This is a genomic window from Streptomyces sp. NPDC048185 (assembly GCF_043202495.1).
Classification (GTDB): Bacteria; Actinomycetota; Actinomycetes; order Streptomycetales; family Streptomycetaceae; genus Streptomyces.
Map to the genome: position 1 here is coordinate 125,944 of NZ_JBIDAN010000005.1, position 17,285 is coordinate 143,228.

14 protein-coding genes are annotated in these 17,285 nt (G+C 73.8%); 6 read left to right on the plus strand and 8 right to left on the minus strand.

The annotated features are described in order from the left end of the window. Positions 1-42: 42 nt before the first annotated feature. Both ACGF3H_RS16575 and mdlC read right to left on the minus strand, forming a co-directional pair. Positions 43-1,497 carry a benzaldehyde dehydrogenase gene (locus tag ACGF3H_RS16575; protein WP_362497589.1) on the minus strand — a complete coding sequence of 485 codons (1,455 nt, stop codon included), beginning with the start codon at positions 1,495-1,497 and terminating at the stop codon, positions 43-45. 82 nt (positions 1,498-1,579) lie between these two features. Continuing rightward, entirely contained in the window at positions 1,580-3,160 is a 1,581-nt protein-coding gene (mdlC, locus tag ACGF3H_RS16580; RefSeq protein ID WP_362497591.1) for a benzoylformate decarboxylase, read from the minus strand. A 94-nt stretch (positions 3,161-3,254) separates the two neighbouring features. Between mdlC and ACGF3H_RS16585 the strand changes: the two genes are divergently transcribed. Then, positions 3,255-4,190: a LysR family transcriptional regulator gene (locus ACGF3H_RS16585; RefSeq protein WP_362497594.1), complete on the plus strand. Its 936-nt coding sequence runs from the start codon at positions 3,255-3,257 to the stop codon at positions 4,188-4,190. Positions 4,191-4,326: 136 nt separating this feature from the next. Here the strand turns inward: ACGF3H_RS16585 and ACGF3H_RS16590 are convergent, their stop codons facing one another. Next, the gene (locus tag ACGF3H_RS16590) at positions 4,327-5,067 is read right to left on the minus strand and encodes an NmrA family NAD(P)-binding protein (RefSeq protein ID WP_362497597.1); all 741 of its coding nucleotides are present in this window, start codon (positions 5,065-5,067) and stop codon (positions 4,327-4,329) included. Positions 5,068-5,223: 156 nt separating this feature from the next. Between ACGF3H_RS16590 and ACGF3H_RS16595 the strand changes: the two genes are divergently transcribed. Next, the gene (locus ACGF3H_RS16595; protein WP_362497599.1) at positions 5,224-5,652 is read left to right on the plus strand and encodes a hypothetical protein; all 429 of its coding nucleotides are present in this window, start codon (positions 5,224-5,226) and stop codon (positions 5,650-5,652) included. A gap of 277 nt (positions 5,653-5,929) precedes the next feature. Beyond that, positions 5,930-7,570 (plus strand): phosphoglucomutase (alpha-D-glucose-1,6-bisphosphate-dependent), encoded by a 1,641-nt coding sequence (gene pgm, locus ACGF3H_RS16600; RefSeq protein WP_362497602.1) that lies wholly within the window; start codon positions 5,930-5,932, stop codon positions 7,568-7,570. A gap of 28 nt (positions 7,571-7,598) precedes the next feature. On the opposite strand, the gene ACGF3H_RS16605 is transcribed toward pgm, so the two are convergent. After that, positions 7,599-8,792: a cytochrome P450 gene (locus tag ACGF3H_RS16605; RefSeq protein ID WP_362497605.1), complete on the minus strand. Its 1,194-nt coding sequence runs from the start codon at positions 8,790-8,792 to the stop codon at positions 7,599-7,601. Between the two features lie 475 nt (positions 8,793-9,267). Here ACGF3H_RS16605 and ACGF3H_RS16610 point away from each other — a divergent pair, with 475 nt between their 5' ends. Then, positions 9,268-9,708: an ATP-binding protein gene (locus ACGF3H_RS16610; protein ID WP_362497608.1), complete on the plus strand. Its 441-nt coding sequence runs from the start codon at positions 9,268-9,270 to the stop codon at positions 9,706-9,708. A gap of 109 nt (positions 9,709-9,817) precedes the next feature. Here ACGF3H_RS16610 and ACGF3H_RS16615 read toward each other — a convergent pair whose 3' ends face one another. Beyond that, positions 9,818-10,369: a GNAT family N-acetyltransferase gene (locus tag ACGF3H_RS16615; protein WP_362497610.1), complete on the minus strand. Its 552-nt coding sequence runs from the start codon at positions 10,367-10,369 to the stop codon at positions 9,818-9,820. A 166-nt stretch (positions 10,370-10,535) separates the two neighbouring features. Here ACGF3H_RS16615 and ACGF3H_RS16620 point away from each other — a divergent pair, with 166 nt between their 5' ends. Next, positions 10,536-12,443: a SpoIIE family protein phosphatase gene (locus ACGF3H_RS16620; RefSeq protein ID WP_362497613.1), complete on the plus strand. Its 1,908-nt coding sequence runs from the start codon at positions 10,536-10,538 to the stop codon at positions 12,441-12,443. A 37-nt stretch (positions 12,444-12,480) separates the two neighbouring features. On the opposite strand, the gene ACGF3H_RS16625 is transcribed toward ACGF3H_RS16620, so the two are convergent. The 3 genes from ACGF3H_RS16625 to ACGF3H_RS16635 are packed head-to-tail and all read right to left on the minus strand — an operon-like array spanning position 12,481 to position 16,540. Beyond that, positions 12,481-13,119 (minus strand): response regulator transcription factor, encoded by a 639-nt coding sequence (locus tag ACGF3H_RS16625; RefSeq protein ID WP_362497615.1) that lies wholly within the window; start codon positions 13,117-13,119, stop codon positions 12,481-12,483. After that, entirely contained in the window at positions 13,116-14,336 is a 1,221-nt protein-coding gene (locus ACGF3H_RS16630; RefSeq protein WP_362497617.1) for a sensor histidine kinase, read from the minus strand. Before ACGF3H_RS16630 ends, ACGF3H_RS16625 begins: the two co-directional genes overlap by 4 nt. A gap of 5 nt (positions 14,337-14,341) precedes the next feature. After that, positions 14,342-16,540 carry an MMPL family transporter gene (locus ACGF3H_RS16635; protein ID WP_362497619.1) on the minus strand — a complete coding sequence of 733 codons (2,199 nt, stop codon included), beginning with the start codon at positions 16,538-16,540 and terminating at the stop codon, positions 14,342-14,344. 258 nt (positions 16,541-16,798) lie between these two features. Between ACGF3H_RS16635 and ACGF3H_RS16640 the strand changes: the two genes are divergently transcribed. Then, complete coding sequence (locus ACGF3H_RS16640) at positions 16,799-17,200, plus strand: hypothetical protein (RefSeq protein ID WP_362497622.1); 402 nt, start codon at positions 16,799-16,801, stop codon at positions 17,198-17,200. Positions 17,201-17,285: the final 85 nt, after the last annotated feature.

Genomic DNA, 17,285 nt, shown 5'->3' on the forward strand with positions numbered 1-17,285 from the left:
GGACGGGAGCGGGCGAGCGGACGGGGAGGAGCGGGTGGGACCTCAGAACGGGTAGTCGGCGATGTCCGGGCGGACCGTGACCCACTGGGTCTCGGTGAACGCCTCGACGTTGGCCGCGGCACCCCCGAACCGGGAGCCGGTGCCGGAGGCCTTGACCCCGCCGAAGGGGGCGTTGGGCTCGTCGCCCACGGTCTGCTCGTTGATGTGGATCTTGCCGGAGTCGATCCGGTCGGCGAGCTTCATCGCCGTGCCGACGTCGCCGAGGATGCCGACGGACAGCCCGTACTCGCAGTCGTTGACGATGTGCGCCGCCTCCTCGAGCGTGGAGAAGCCGATGACGGGGGCGACGGGGCCGAAGATCTCCTCGCGCCAGGCCGGCATGTCGGTGGTGAGACCGGTCAGCACGGTGGCGCGGTAGCAGGCGCCGTCGATCTCACCGCCCGCCGCGACCTTCGCGCCCGCCGCGACGCTGTCGGTGACGATGCCGTGCACCCGCTCCAGCTGACGGCGGTCGATGATCGGGCCGAGCGCCACGTCCTCGCGCGCCGGGTCTCCGACGGGAAGCGCCTCGGCCTTCGCGGCGAGCGCGGCGGTGTACTCCTCCACCAGCGACTCGTGGACGATGTGCCGGCCGGTCGTCATGCAGATCTGGCCCTGGTGCAGGTAGGAGCCGAACGCGCCCGCCGACGCGGCTTTCTGCACGTCCGCGCCCGGCAGCACGACCAGCGCGTTGTTGCCGCCCAGCTCCAGATGGGCCCGCTTCAGCAGTCGGCCGGCCTGCTCGCCGATCGCCCGGCCCACCGGGGTGGAGCCGGTGAAGGAGACGACCCGGACCTCGGGCGCCTCGACGACCGCCCGGCCGACCGAGCCGTCGCCCGGCAGCAGGTGGAGGACGCCGGCGGGGAGCCCCGCCTCCTCGAAGATCCGGGCGATGACGACACCGCCGCTGACCGCCGTGCGCGGGTCCGGCTTGAGCAGCACGGCGTTGCCGAGGGCGAGGGCGGGGGCCACCGAGCGCAGGCCGAGGATGAGCGGGAAGTTGAAGGGCGCGATCACGCTGACGACACCGGCCGGACGGCGGCGCGCGAGCGACCAGCGGGCCTCCTCGGAGGTGAGCACCTCACCCTGCGGATGTGTCGGCAGGCCCGCGCACTCGAAGCACTCACCGATCGCGAGCCCCACCTCGAAGCCCGCCTTGGTCCGCACCGAGCCGGCCTCGCGCACCAGCCAGTCCTCCACCTCGGCGGCGTGCTCGGTGAAGAGCTCGCCCGCGCGGCGCAGCACGGCGGCCCGCTGCTGCGGGGAGGTCGCCGCCCACTCGCGCTGGGCCTTCGCGGCCCGGGCGGCGGCGCGCTCCACGTCCTCGGCGGTGGCCGTACCCACCGCGCCGAGCCGGTCGCCGGTGGCCGGCTCGACGACCGGGTGTGCGGCGGGGGAGTCCTGCCAGCCGTCGCTGAAGAACTTCCCGCCCCAGACGTCGCTGTCCAGGAATGTCATCGTCTTCCCCTTCATCGGGATCTTCGGGTGCCGAGCGCCTCGGCGGCTCCGGGCGCTCGGCCGGTCGTCCGGTCCGGCGCTGTCAGGACGGCGTGGTGAGCGCCGTGTCCACCTGGATCAGCCGCGGACCGTCGGGCCGTTCGGCGAGCACGGCCCGCAGTTCCTCCGCACCGCCGACGTGCTGGGCGCGGACGCCGTAGCCCTCCGCGATGCGGGTGAAGTCCAGCCCCGGGATGTCCAGCCCGGGAGCGTCCGGCACGCCGAGCAGGCCGCCGAACCAGCGCAGCGCCCCGTACGTGCCGTTGCGCAGCAGCACGACGGTCAGCGGGACCCGGTGCTGGGCGGCCGTCCACAGGGCGGTGATGCCGTAGTTGGCTGAGCCGTCGCCGACGACGCCGGCCACCGGGCGGCCGGGCTGCCCCATCGCGACGCCCACCGCCCCGGGCAGCCCGAAGCCGAGCCCGCCGGCCGCCGGGAAGAAGTAGGAGCCGGGGCGGCGCAGGTCCATCTGCCGCCACCACGCGGCGTTGGTCGACGTCGACTCGACGACGTACGCGGTGTCCTCGGGCAGTTCGTCGCGCAGCGCGGCGAAGACCTGCTCGGGGTGCAGGCCCGGCCCCTCGGCGGTGAGAGGCTCGGGTGCCGGCAGATAGGCGCCGGCCGGCTCGGCAGGGGCCTCGAGGGTCTGCAGCAGCAGGTCGACGACCGCACCCGGGTCGGCCACCAGGGCCTCGCCCATCGGTGCCCGCGCGGCGGCCGAGGCGTCCTCGGTCACCTGGACGAGCCGGGTGCCCTCGGGCAGGTACCGGCCTGGCAGGTACTCGTGGTAGCGGAACACCGGTGCGCCCAGCACGAGCACCAGGTCGTGCCCCTCGAACGCCCGCGAGATCGGCGCGATCCCGGCCGGCAGCACGCCCCGGAACAGCGGGTGCCGGTTGGGGAAGGGCAGCCGGAACTGCGACGGCGCCGCCCACACCGGCCCGCCCAGGCGCTCCGCCAGCCGGACGGCGTCGTCGAACAGGCCCGCCGAGTCGATGTCCCCGCCCAGCACCAGCGCGGGCCGCCGGGCGGCGGTGACCCGCTCGACGAGCCAGCGGCTCTGCTCCGCGTCGGGCACGGAGGCCCGCCGTACCTGCCGGTCGAGGACGGCCAGGGCGTTGTCGCCGGCCTCGGCGCCCCAGTCGTCGTACGGCACGGACAGGTACGTCGGCCGCCGCTGGAGCCGGGCCTCGAAGACCGCCTGGGCGAGCGCCCGAGGCACGTCCTCGGCGCACGCCGGCTCCGCCGCCCAGCCGACCAGCGGCTTCATCAGGGCCGGAGCGTCGACGCTGGCCAGGTTGGCCTCGGGGCCGACGGCGGGCCGCACCTGCTGACCGGCGACGACCACGAGCGGGGTGCGCGAGGCCACGGCGTTGGTGAGGGCGCCCATCGCGTTGCCGGAGCCCGAGGCGGCGTGCAGGTTCACCAGCACCGGACGGCCGGTCGCCTGGGCGTACCCGTCGGCCATGCCGACGACGGCACCCTCGTGCAGACCGAGGACGTAGCGGAAACCCTCGGGCAGGCCGGCGAGGAAGGGCAGCTCGTTGGAGCCGGGATTGCCGAAGACGGTGGTGAGGCCCTGGCGCTCCAGGAACTCGTGGGAGACACGACGCACGGATGGCACGGACGTTCCTTTCGAAGTGACGCCCGACACGCTAAGCACCCCGCGACATGGGCACCAATAGATGTTTCGGGGGTCCGATATAGAGTCGATCGATATGGGCACCTTCGATCTCAACCTGGCCCGCGTCTTCGTCCTGCTGTACGAGACCGGCAGCGTCACCGCCACCGCGGAGACGCTCCACGTCACGCAGCCCACCGTGAGCTACAGCCTGGGCAAGCTCCGGCGGCACTTCGACGACGAGCTGTTCCGCCGCACCGGCCGCGGGCTGACGCCGACGGCGGGCGCCCGGCGGCTGTACGAGCCGTTGCAGCGTGCCCTCGCGGACATCGACGGGACGGTCCGGCAGGCCGACACGTTCGACCCGGAGACCATGTCGGGCCGCTTCACCATCGCCCTGTCCGACCTAGGTGAGGCGACCCTCCTGCCGAGGCTCCTCGCCGCGGCCCGCGAGCGTGCGCCGGGGGTGTCCTTCACCGTGCGCCCGTTCGACGTGGAGGACGCCGAGAGCCATCTGCGCCGCGGCGACCTCGACGCGTTCGTGGCCACACCGGTGCTGACGTCGCACCGGACCGTGCGCATCCCGCTCTTCCAGGAGCGCTACGTCCTCATGGTGGCCGCCGACCACCCCCGCGTCCGGGGCGACGCGGTCACCCTGCCGGAGCTCGCCGCCGAGCACCACGCGACGGTGTTCGGACCGAGCGGCCACGTCACGCCCCGCGCGCTCCTGGCCGCGCACGGGCTGCTCGACCGGGTGATCGTGGACGCCACCCGCTTCTCGATGCTGCCCTACCTGCTGGAGCAGACCGACCTGATCGCCATCGTCCCCGAGTACGTCGGCGAGGTCTTCACCGCCTCCCACCGGGTGCGCCTGGTGCGGCTCCCGTTCGAGACGGACCCGATCGAGGTCGCGCTGTACGCCCGCCACGAGTCCTCGCGCAGCCCGGCGCAGCGCTGGCTCGTGCGGTTCATGGCTCAGGTGCTGGGCGAGCAGATCAGCCCGGCCCAGCTCCCGCCGACAGCGGCCCGTTGAGCCCGGCGCCGCCTACGGCTGGATCGTCCGGCCCCGGCTGCCCCGTGACGCGGCCGGAGCGATCGCCGCATCTTCCGCCGGGCGCCCCGACAGGTACTGCGTCGACCTGGCCGCCGACGGTACCGAGGTGCCCTGTTCAGCTCTGCCTGAGCCACTCCTCGTACCGCGTCGCGGCCGTCTCCACGGTGTCGTCCCCGGTGAGGATGCCGTCCGGGACGCCCGCGAAGAGGCCCGCGTCCTCGTCGGTGACGACCGAGCGGCCGTCGGGGCGGGCCGCGAGGGTGATCGAGCCCAGCCGGTCGAGCCGGTGGACCTCGGGGCCCGCGATCTGCCGGAAGCCCTCGAGCGGACGGCTCTGCGCCGTGTCGGCCACCGCGCGCGCGACGTCGGCGGCGGCGATCGGGCGAAGCTGCGTCGACGGCAGACGCACCTCCGTTCCGTCGGTGCCCATGTCCATGACCGGACCGACGAACTCGAAGAACTGGCCGGCCCGCACGATGCTGTACGGCACACCGCCCTCGCGCAACGCCTCCTCCTGGGCGACCTTCGCCCGGTAGTAGCCGATCTCGGGCAGCCGTTCGATGCCGATGATCGACAGCGCCACATGGTGGCGGACGCCCGCCTCCTTCCCGGCGGCGACCTGGTTCCGCGTCGACCGGACGAAGAAGTCCCGGGCAACCTCCTCCTCGAAGGAGGGGGAGTTGGTCACGTCCACGACGACCTCCGCACCCCGCAGTGCCTCGCTCAGCCCTCGGCCGGTGAGCGTGTCCACACCTGTGCTGGGCGAGGCGGCCACGGCCTCGTGACCGCCGTCGTCCAGAAGGCGCACCACCTGCGCGCCGATCAGCCCCGTACCACCGATGACCACGATCCTCATCGTTCTCTCCGTCCCTCTCGGTCTCCCGTCGGGCCGACGCCGTTCGCCGGTCCCCTTGCGCCGAGGCGCCCGGCAACACGACGACGCGGCGTCCGGATCCGTGACAGCCGGGCGCGGCGCGTGTTTGCCGCCGGAGTGACAGGCAAAGCGGTGTCCATGAGCGATCCGAACAAGGACACGAACAAGAAGCCCGACACCACCCGGACGGCCGCGTCCAAGGCCCGCGGCGCCGCGGACCGGGCGACCGCTCCCGCCTCACGAGCCGCAAAGGCGGCCGGTGACAAGGCCACTGACGCGGGGTCAGCGGCCAAGGCCGGAGCCGAGCGCTCGGCCCAGGCCGCGTCCGGGGCGGTGCAGACGGCGGCCAAGGGCGTCGAGGCCGGGCGCCGGGCGGTCATCACCACGTCGGGGCACGTCGCCACCACGGCGAAGACGGCGTGGACGGTCATCGCCCAGCGCAGGCTCGTCGCCGCGGGCGTGGGCGCCGGCCTGACCGCGATCAGCGCGGCCTCGTACGCCATGGGCCGTCGCGCGGGACGTCACACGCACGGGCCCCTCACCCGCCTCACCGGCGGCCGGATCTGACGCCCGTCGCACTGCCCGCCGGGACGGCGTGCGCGCCCGTCCGGGCAGAACGGGCCACGGGAGGGCCGAGCGACCGGTCTCCCGGTCCGGAGGAACGCGCGGTGGCCGCGCCGGCCCTGGTGTCACTGCCGGCGCGGCCGGTTCCGGCCGCTGCCGCACCACCGCCTCGGACATGACGTTCGCCCCGCCCCCGGGCGGGGAAGGTCCACCCCCGTTCCCCGGACAGGGGAAGATGGGACCGCGAGCGAATGCACGACCGATGCGGAGGAGTGGGCGCATGCCACACGAACGGGCCGGGCGGCCGGCCGACCCCGAGGACCTGATCGACGTCGCCAGGCTGGTGACGTCCTACTACGCCCTGCACCCGGACCCCGCCGAGCCCGGTCAGCGCGTGGCCTTCGGCACGTCCGGGCACCGCGGATCGTCCCTGGCGGCGGCGTTCAACGAGGACCACATCGCCGCGACCAGCCAGGCGATCTGCGAGTACCGCGAGGCCCAGGGCACGACCGGCCCGCTCTTCCTCGGCGCCGACACCCACGCGCTGTCCGAGCCGGCGAGGATCACCGCGCTGGAGGTGTTCGCCGCCAACGACGTCACCGTGCTCATCGACACCGCGGACGGCTACACCCCCACCCCGGCCGTCTCCCACGCCATCCTCACCCACAACCGGGGCCGTACCTCGCACCTCGCCGACGGCGTGGTCGTGACCCCCTCGCACAACCCGCCGGCCGACGGCGGCTTCAAGTACAACCCGCCGAACGGCGGCCCCGCGGGCTCGGACGCGACCTCCTGGATCCAGGACCGGGCCAACGAGATCATCACGGCCGGCCTGAAGGACGTCCGGCGCGTCCCCTACGCCCGGGCCCTCGCCGCCCCCGGCACCGGCCGCTACGACTTCCTCGGCGCGTACGTCTCCGACCTGCCGAGCGTCCTGGACCTCGACGCCGTCCGGTCCGCCGGGGTGCGCATCGGCGCCGATCCGCTGGGCGGCGCCTCCGTCGCGTACTGGGGCCGGATCGCCGAGCAGCACCGCCTCGATCTGACCGTGGTCAATCCGCTGACCGACCCCACCTGGCGGTTCATGACGCTGGACTGGGACGGCAAGATCCGCATGGACTGTTCGTCGCCGCACGCGATGGCGTCCCTCATCGAGCAGCGCGACCGCTTCACCATCGCCACGGGCAACGACGCCGACGCCGACCGGCACGGCATCGTCACCCCCGACGCCGGCCTGATGAACCCCAACCACTATCTGGCCGCCGCCATCAACTACCTGTACGCCCACCGCACCGAGTGGCCCGCCGACGCGGGCGTGGGCAAGACGCTGGTGTCCTCCGGCATGATCGACCGGGTCGCAGCGGACCTGGGCCGACGCCTGGTCGAGGTGCCCGTCGGGTTCAAGTGGTTCGTGGACGGACTGGTCGGCGGCACGCTCGGCTTCGGCGGCGAGGAGTCCGCGGGCGCCTCCTTCCTGCGCCGGGACGGCTCCGTGTGGACCACGGACAAGGACGGCATCATCCTGGCCCTGCTCGCCTCCGAGATCACGGCCGTCACCGGCAGGACCCCGTCCGAGCACTACGCCGCCCTCACCGCCCGCTTCGGCGAGCCCGCCTACGCCCGCATCGACGCCCCCGCGACCCGCGAGGAGAAGGCCCGCCTGGCCAAGCTGTCCCCGGCCCAGGTCACCGCCGACACCCTCGCCGGCGAACCGGTCACCTCCGTGCTCACCGAGGCGCCGGGCAACGGTGCGTCGATCGGCGGCATCAAGGTGACCACGGAGAACGCCTGGTTCGCGGCCCGCCCCTCGGGCACCGAGGACGTCTACAAGATCTACGGCGAGTCGTTCCTCGGCCCGGACCACCTGCGGCAGGTGCAGGACGAGGCCAAGCTCGTCGTCCTCGGCGCCCTGGGCGGCTGACAGCCGCGCCCGTGCGCCCCCGGGCCGGTCACTCCCGGCCGGCCCGGGGGAGGGCCACGGTCAGCCCGCGGATCTCGTAGCCGCCGATCGCCTCCCGGAAGCCGACCTGCGGCCGGCGGGTCATCCGCAGGCCGTCGAGGGCGAACAGGCGGCTGAGGAACACATCCGTCTCCAGGAGGGCGATGTGCGCTCCGGGACACCGGTGCGGTCCGTCGCCGAAGGAGAGCCCCGCCCCCACCTCCGGTGCCCTGCCGGGCCGGACCAGCAGGGGGTCGTCGCCCACCGCCCGCGGGTCGGCGTTCGCGTGGTCCAGCAGGATCTCGACGTGCTCGCCCGGACACACCGTCACCGGGCCGTCGGGCGAGTCCAGTCGAAGCTCCTCGGTGGCCCGGCGGCGCAACTGCCCGACCACGGGCTCCAGTCGTAGCAACTCCCGGAGGACGGCCATGCGCCCGGCCTCGTCCGCCGAGCGGTAGTGGCCGAGCAGCGCGGCGTCCGTGAACAGGTGCCAGGCGGCCAGGCACACGAACTCGCGGGTCGTGACCATGCCGGCCGCCGCGAACGTCAGGCACTCGCCGAGGATCTCCGCGTCCGAGCAGCCCTCCGAGATCAGGTGGGAGATCAGGTCGTCGTGCTCCCGGCGGCGGTGCGCGCGAACGGCGGGGCGGACGTCGGCGAGATGGATGCGCAGCCAGTTGGTGTTCTGCCGCAGGAGCCAGTAGAGGCCCCGCACACTGGTCAGGCCCGGCTCGCCGAACTCGTCCGGGAAGAACCGTTCCAGCCTGCGGCGGATGCCGGGTCTGCCGTACCGCAGGCCGACGACCTCGCTCACCACGCCGATGGCCAGTTCGAAGGCGAGGTCGGACAGCTGGGCCTCACCGGCCGTGCGCAGGGCCGCCAGCTGCTCCTCGGTGATGCGGACCATCAGCGCGCGGTAGTGCTCGTCCACGCGGCGGGGGGTGAAGAAACGCGCGGTCTGCCGACGGTGCTCCCGGTGTTCGGGCCCGTCCCGGTAGAGCACGGGCCGGCGGATGCGGGGCGGCAGCTTCTCCACCGTCTCGATGCCGAGACCGGCCTGCACGGTTCCCCGGCCGCGCAGCAGCGCACGCGCCACGGCGTGGTCGTGCACCCGCCACGTCCCGTCGTCGGCCCGGCTGACCGGGCACGTCGGCCGGTCCCTGCCCCGGTCGGCCTTGCGCGCGGATCCCGCGTCCTCGTGCACCGTCGGACACCCCCCAGTCCGTTGCCGGGCGACCCCGCCCGGTCCGACCGTCGTGGTCACAGGATCGGGCACGCGCCGGTCCGCCGGCCAGCCCCGATCGCGCCGACAACGGCTCCCGGCGACGGGCGGAGACGGCGTCCCGGCAGTCCGGCCCCACGGCGTACCCGGCACGTTGCCGGTTCTCGACGCCATGGCCGGGAACAGCCGGCCACCTCGGTGCCGGAGGCCCGGCCGTCGCCGGCCCCTCGCGGGCGAGGTGCGGTCGCCGTCCGCCCAGGCCGTCGGGACGCCCGGTGGCCTCGCCGACCCGCGACCACGTCGGCCGCGATCCGGCCCGGCCCGTGCCGGCGGTGGGGGCCCGCGGTGAGACGAGGGACGCCCGGACGGCCCGATGACGGCCGTGCCTGATGTTTCCGGAGATTTGCGGGTAGACGGGCTGGCGTAACGGTCAAGGCTCGGGAAGAGGGCGGATCGGATGAACGGGGCTGCCCGCAATGGGGACCGGCTGCGAAGGACGCCGCTCAGTGTTTCGGCGGAGTACGAGGGCATTCCCGGTGACATCGCCCGGGGCAGGGAACTGGCCCGGGGCTTCGTGGCACGTCTGCGGGCGGCCCGGGGGATCGTGGTGTCCGACCGGGCGGCGGACCTGGTCCAGCTCGTGGTCAGCGAGCTGCTGACGAACGCCTGCAAGTACGCGCCCGGGCCGTCCACGGTCGGCCTGGAGCTGACCGAGGGCCGGGTGGAGGTCAGCGTGTGGGACAGCGACCCGGTGCTGCCGGTGCCCGCGGCCTCGGATCCCGCCCGGGTCGGCCGGCACGGGCTGGAGATCGTCATGGCCGTCTGCCAGACGTTCGAGGTCTGCAGAGAAACCGGCGGCAAGCGCACGACGGCCGCGGTGCGGCTCGCCGATGCGTGAACGACCGGCCGTGAACCAGGGCCCCGAGCGAACCGGGCGCTGAGCGAACCGGGCCCCGAGCGAACCGGGGCTCCGAGTGACCCGGGCGGGCGGCTCCCGAAGGCTTCCGTCACGCTCCGGCGGGCCGACCGCCGGGCCGCGGGAGCCGGTACAGCACGCTCCGGCGCAGGGGACCCTCGGGCACGCCCGGGTCGTCGAAGTCGTCGGCCGGATCGCGGGTCATGCCCAGCCGGAGCATCACGGCCCGCGAACGGCGATTGCCGACGGCCGTGATCGCGAGCACCTCCGCCGCAGCCAGCTCCTCGAAGGCGAAGGCCACCGCCGCGCGGGCGGCCTCGGTGGCGTAGCCGTGGCCCCAGGCCGAACGGGCCAGCCGCCAGCCGGCCTCGATCCCGGTGAACGGCATGCCGTCCTCGACCGGATCGAGCCCCGTGAACCCGATGAACTCACCGGTGGCCGCGACCTCCACCGCCCACCATCCCCAGCCCCGCCGCTCCAGATCGGCCTGGAAACCGGCCGCGGACGCCTCGCTCCGCTCCCGGGTGAGCACCCCGGGGAAGTACTCGCGGACCACCGGGTCGGCGTTCAGGCCGGCCCACGGGGCCAGGTCGGACTCCCGCCACCCGCGGAGGAGGAGACGATCGGTGCGCAGCTCGGGCATTGCGTCAACCTAGTGGGACCGCGCCCCGCCCGGCCACCGGATATCGGCTCGCCGTCGCTGCCCGGACGGCCGGCGGCGTTCGCCCCATCGGTCGCTTTCGGGCGGTTCGTCCGCGCTCTCTGAGGGAACCTGGCGGGATGGACGGCATCGGAAGGCTGTGAGGGTCGTGACGTCACGCTGGGCGGGCCACCGGGAGGGCGACGAACCGGGACACGGCGGGGCGCCTGCCGTTCCCGGGCCCGGCTTCGCCCGCGCCGTACTCCAGGACCTCGGTGCCGGCGTCCTCACCCTCGACCCGTCCGGGCGCATCACCTCGGTGAACCCGTGGGCCGAGCAGCTGCTGGGACGGCCGGCGGCGGAGATGACCGGGCGCGACGCGCACGACCTGCTGCACCGGTACGCCGACGGCAGCCCCGTCCCCCGTGAGCGTTGCGCCCTGCGCAACCCCCAGCGCGGGACACCCGCCGAGGAGGGGAGCGAGGAGTACTTCCAGCGGGCCGACGGCAGCACGGTACCGATCATCTGGGCCACCACCCCGCTGGTCGTGAACGGACGGCCGGAAGGGGTGGTGCTCGTCTTCCACGACTTCAGCCTGCACCGCAGCGCCGCCGAGGAGGCGCAGGCGCGCACCGATGCGCTGGAGACCCTCACGGCCCAGCTCCACCTGGTGGCCGAGATCTCGACGGTGCTGGTCCCCACCGAGCGCACCTACGTCTCCATCCGCCGCCTCCTGCGGCTGCTCGTGCCCGAACTGGGGCAGTGGGCCGCCGTCGACGTCCACCCGGGCGGGCAGGACGTCCTGGAGCGGCTCGCCGTCCGCAGCAGCACCCACCCGCAGCGGGCCCGGCGGCTGCGCGGACCGCTGACCTCGCTGCCGAACCCGTCCCGCGCGGCGCTGGCCCGGCTCGTCAACGGCGACCGTCCCGTCGTGCTGACCGCCGAGGAGCTGCTCCACGACCCGCCCGCCCCGCTCGCGGCCACCCACCGCCCACTCTTCGAGCAGCTCGGCGGGCACACCGCCGTCGTCGTCCCGCTCCGCACCCGGCAGCGGTCCTACGGCATCCTGACCGTGGCCCGCGCCGGGGACTCTCCCGCCCACACCGAGGCCGAGGTCGCCCTGCTCGCCGACATCGGCCGCCGCGTCGGGCTGGTCCTGGACAACGCCCGGCTCTACCACGAGCAGCAGAACGTCGCCGAGACCATGCAACGTCAGCTGCTCACCCCCCTCCCGCAGGTCGACCACGTCCGCATGGCCGCCCGCTACTGGCCCGCCGAGAGCGCCATGGAGATCGGCGGCGACTGGTACGACGCCTTCCTGCTGGCCGACGGGGTGCTGGCGCTGGTCATCGGGGACGTCGTCGGGCACGACCTGCAGGCCGCGGCCCACATGGCGGAGGTCCGCAACATGCTCCGCGCCCTGGCCTGGGACCACCAGGAACCGCCCAGCCTGATCATGCACCGCCTCGACGAGGCCGTCACCCACACCAGCGACGCCCCCATGGCCACGCTCGTCTTCGCCCGCGTCGAGGGCCCCGAGGGCGGACCCTGGCGTCTCCACTGGGTCAACGCCGGTCATCCGCCGCCCCTGCTGATCACCTCGGACGGCGGGACCCGCTACCTGGAGGGCGGCCACGGCCCGCTGATCGGCATGAGCGAGGCCCTGCGCCTCGGCCTGGAATGGCCCGACGCCCGCGAGGAGCTCCCACCGGAGAGCATCCTCCTGCTCTACACCGACGGCCTGGTGGAAAGCCGTGAGCGCCCGATCGACCTCGGCATGGCCAAGCTCCGCCACCACGCCGGCGTCCTGGCCCGGCGGCTGGGGGAGCGGACCGTCGACGACTTCTGCGACGAACTCCTGGCCCGCATCGCGCCCCGCGGCGACGACGTGGCCCTGCTCGCGCTGCGGCTGCCCGGCGCGGGCGTCGGCGCCGCCGGAGACACGGCACCGCCCCCGCCGTCCCAGTCCCGGTACAGCGAAGCCGCCCCCGAACGGGCCGCGCCCGGCTCCCGCCGCGAGCACCCGGAGGTCCTGGACCCGACCCACGAGGACCCGGAGGACCAGGGCCCGCGGTAGGCGCGGGGGCGCGACGCCGGGAGACGGGGCCACCGTCCTACGGCCGCCGCAGCAGTCCCCGTTCCATGGCCACCACCACCGCCCGGGTCCGGTCGTTCACGTCGAGCTTGGCGAACAGGCGCAGCAGGTGGGTCTTGACCGTCGCCTCCGAGATGACGAGGCGTCTGCCGATCTCCGCGTTGGTGAGGCCGTCGGCCACCGCCCCCAGCACGTCCGTCTCACGGGCGGTGAGCGGATCCTGGACCGGGCGCCGCATGCGGGCGATCAGCTTCTCGGCCACCCGCGGCGCCAGCACGGTCTCACCCCGTGCCGCCGCGCGGATCGCGTCGGCCAGCTGCTCACGGGTGGTGTCCTTGAGCAGGTAACCGATGGCACCGGCCTCCACCCCCCGCTCGATGTCCTGGTCGGTGTCGTACGTCGTCAGGATCAGTACCCGGGTCCGCGGGTACCGGGCGACGATCTCGGTGGTCGTCCCCACCCCGTCGAGCACCGGCATCCTCAGGTCGATCAGGGCCACGTCCGGGGCGTGCCGCTCCACCAGGCCGAGGGCCGCCCGGCCGTCCCCCGCCTCCCCGACGATCTCGATGCCGTCCTCTCCCGCGAGCAGCGCGACCACGCCCGCCCGCATGACGGTGTGGTCGTCCACCACGATCACCCGGATCCGTCCGCCGGTCATGACGTCGCCCCGCCTTCCGTGCCGCCGGCCTCGGCCGGCATCTCCAGAGGAATCACCGCGAGCACCCGCGTCCCGTCGCCGACCGAGCTGGTGACCGTCAGCCTGCCGCCCAGCTCCGCCAGGCGCTTGCGCATCCCGTCGAGTCCGAAGCCCGTCGACTCCTCCGGCGCGAAGCCGATGCCGTCGTCGGTGATCTCCAGCTCCACACCGTAGGGCAGGCGGGCCAGGACCACCCCGACCGTCGAGGCCCGCGCGTGCTTGCGGACGTTGGCGAGGGACTCCTGGGTGCAGCGCACCAGCGCGATCCGGGTCTGCTGGTCGCACCGGACGTCCGCCAGGTCGGCGGCCACCGAGAGCCCGGTGTCCTCCGCGAAGCGGTCCAGGACGCGGCGCAGCGTCTGCGCCACCGTGCCGGCCGGTGTGCCGCCCCGCCGCTGCGCCGAACCGACCAGCTCCCGTGCCTCGGCGAGGTTCTCGCGGGCCGTCGCCTCGATGGAGCGCAACTGCTGGGCGCTGCGCGCCGGTTCGGTGCCGAGTCCCGCCCGTGCCGCCTCCGCGAGGACCACGATCGACGCGAACCCCTGGGCGAGGGTGTCGTGGATGTCCCGCGCCATCCGCTCCCGTTCGTCCGCGGCCCCCTGACGCTGGTGCGCCTCCGACAGCTCCGCCTGGGTCCGCTCCAACTCGACGATCAGACGCGCCCGTTCGGTGCTCTGCGCGACCACCGCGTGCGCCCACAGCCCGATCAGCACACCCACGGCCACGACGATGAGGGTGGACACCGTCGTCTCGCCGAAGAACTCCAGCGACCAGCCCTGCCGCAACCAGCTCCCCGCCAGCGTCGCCGCGGTCGCCAGTCCGAGGAAACCCATGGACGCCCTCGGGGTCCGTCCGAACATCCAGTAGTGCGGCAGCGTCACCATGAACAGCGCCGCGTAACTGCCGCCCAGGTACGCGAGGCCGCCCAGCGCGCCCACCAGCACCGAGAGGTAGACCTGCGGCCGCACCACGGGGTTGTCGGGGAAACGGTCGAGGACCGCGTAGCACAGCACCACGCAGCCGAGCAGCGCGAGCGCCCGGTACCTGCTCCAGCCGGGCCCCTCCATGGTGGCCAGACCGACGGCCATGGCGGCGAACAGCACCCAGCACACGGCGTTCCAGCGGCGCAGCGAGGCGGACCAGAGGGCGTCGGCGGAGGGCCCGGTGAGAGCGGTCATGCCGGTCAACGTACGTCGACCACCGGCCGGCCGGGTACCGTGAGGTCCGGTTCGGCCGCGACCGGCAGTCCCGGGCGCGACGGCCACCAGGTCTTCTCGCCGAGCAGGAGCAGCGCCGCCGGCAGGATCATGATCCGCACCACGAAGGCGTCGAGCAGCACCGCCGCGGCGAGGACGAACCCGATCTGCTTCATCTCGATGATGTGCAGGAGGACGAAGCTCACGAAGACGGTCGTCATCACGACCGCGGCACTGGTGACCACGCTCGCCGACGTGCGGATCCCGTCGAGCACGGCCTGCCGCGTGGGCACCCCGGCGAGCGCCGCCTCCCTGATCCGGCTGACCACGAACACCTGGTAGTCCATGGAGAGGCCGAAAAGGATCACGAAGAGGAACAGCGGGACCCGTGAGCCGATCGATCCCGTGGAGTGGAAGTCCAGCAGCCCCTCGGCCCAGCTGCCCTGGAAGACGAGGACGAGCAGTCCAAGCGCCGCGGCCGCCGACAGCAGGTTGAGCACGACGCCGATCAGACCGAGCACCACGGAACGGAAGGCGTACACGGTCATCGCGAACGTCACCAGCAGCAACGCCCCGAGAACGAGAGGGAGTTTGCTGTTCTGGTGGGCCGGATAGTCCGCATAGCGGGCCACGTCCCCGCTGACGCCGTACTCCACGCCGTCGACCCGGCCGACCGTGGCCGGCAGGTAGTCGTCGCGCAGACGGGTGAGGGAGTCGCGGGCCTCCGCGGAGTCGCCGAGGTGGGGCACCGTCAGCCGCAGCACGCTGATGCGGTGGTCGGCCGACGTACTGACGGCCGAGGCGCCCGAGAACAACGGGTCCTTGCCGGCCAGCCCGGAGAGCCCGCGCAGCGCCTCGGTGACCTCCCCGCCGCGTTCCGCGTCGGCGCGCACGACGACGTCGTGGGTGACCCGCCGTTCGGGGAAGGCCTCGTTGAGGCGGTCGTACACCCGCATCGCGGGGATCTCGCGGGAATGCGTGTCCCGGCTCATCTCCGTGATCTTCAGGCCGGCCAGGGGCAGCGCGAGGGCGAGCAGGGCGAGCACCGAGACGCACAGGGTGGCGAGCGGGTGCCCCGTGGCGGGCCGCAGCAGGGCCGTCCAGGTGCGGCCGGTGCCGTCGCCGCGTACGCGCCGGACCGGTTTCCCGTGGTCCGCCCGGCGCTGCGCCCTGCGCTCCGCGCGCCTGCCGAGCACGGTCAGCAGCGCGGGCAGCGCCGTCAGGGAGCTGGCCACCGCCACCAGTACGACCACGATGGTGCCGGTCGCCAGCGAGGAGAAGATCACGTCGGAGGCCAGGTACAGCGTCGCCGTGGACGCGACGACCGCCAGGCCCGACACCACGACCGCCCGGCCCGACGTGGCCGCCGCCAGCTCCACCAGGGCCTCGCTGCTCAGCCGGCCGCCGGCCCGGGCCCGTTCCTCCCGCTCCCGTTTGAGGTGGAAGAGCGTGTAGTCGACGCCGACCGCCAGGCCGATCATCAGGATCACGTTCGTGCCGACCCCGGCGTCGGGAGAGAGGTGGGAGACCACCATCGACAGGCCGATCGCCCCCGCGATGGACGTCAGCGCGAGCAGCAGCGGCACGGCGGCCATGACCACCGACCCGAAGGCGACCAGCAGGGTGACCAGGGTGACCGGCAGCGTGATCTTCTCGGACAGCGCCAGGTCCTCGCTCCGCTGCCGGTCGACCCCCTTGCTGACGGACGGGCTCCCGGTCTCCTCCAGCAGCAGCCCGGGGTGGGCCTTCCGCACGGCGGCGGTCTGGGCGAGGAGCGCGTCCACCTTGTCCTTCGCCTCCCGCTCCTCGCCCTTCAGAGCCACCTCGACCATCAGGATCCGGCGGTCGCCCGACCACACCGGTGCGGCCACGCCCGCCACCTCGGGCAGCGCCTCCATCCGGTCCGTCAGGTCCCGCGCCGCCGCCTCGGCCGCCGGTCCGTCCGTGGCGCCCGAACGGGACGAGATCAGGATCTGCTCGGTGGACCTGCGCTCCAGGTGCCCTTCGGCCGCCATGGCCTCGGCTCGGCCGGCCTCGCCGACGCGGTAGTCGGCCGTCCTGGCGCTGTTCGTGCCGACGGCCGTGCCGGTCACCAGACACAGCACCACGAACAGGAGCCAGCCGACGGCGGCCCGCCAGGGGTGTCGTGCGCTCCAGCGCGCCATGCGCACAGTCATTGAGTTCATGCCCGAAAGCCTCGCGGGACAGGGCAGTTGACGGACAGAGGTGTCCGGCTGAACCTGCCGTCCACCGATCGGTGGACGGCGGCGGTGGGGAAGACCCCCCGAGTCCGCCGACCGCATGCCCCGGGCCGGCGGGGTTCACCCGGGTGAGCGCCTTGAGTGGTGGAAGAGGAGCGGCTGACTGACGGTAAATCACGTCAGGGCCGGGTCGGATCAGCTGACGAAGCACCAGCTGCCCGGTCGTGGCGGAAGGAATCTCAGATGCGATCTGCTCGCACTCTCCTGGCCACAGCGGCGGCCTCGGCCGTCCTCGTCCTCGGCGCTCCCGGCGCCTACGCGGCCGGTGGCGACTGGGACCACGACGACTCTTCCTACAGCAAGGAGCACGACGACGGAAGCAAGCACGACGAGCCGCGCGGCGGGATGCACACCGGTGGCGGTGCGCTGACCGCGGTGAACGAGGGTGACTGGGGCGGTTCCGGCGACAGCGGTGAGAAGTCCTGGGGCGGCGGCGAGCAGGAGAAGCCGCGCGGCGGGATGCACACCGGCGGCGGCGGGCTGGCCCAGCCGGGCGCGACCGCGGGCGGGCTCGCCGTCCTGGGCGTCGCCGCCACCGGCCTGTACGCCGCGCGTCGCAGGAAGTCGGCTCACGGAGCGGCCTGAGCCATGCCGGGCGCGATAGCAGTCGGGCCGCCACCCGCGCACCGCGTGGCGGCCCGGCTCGCCGCCCGCCCTCGCCCCGCCGCCG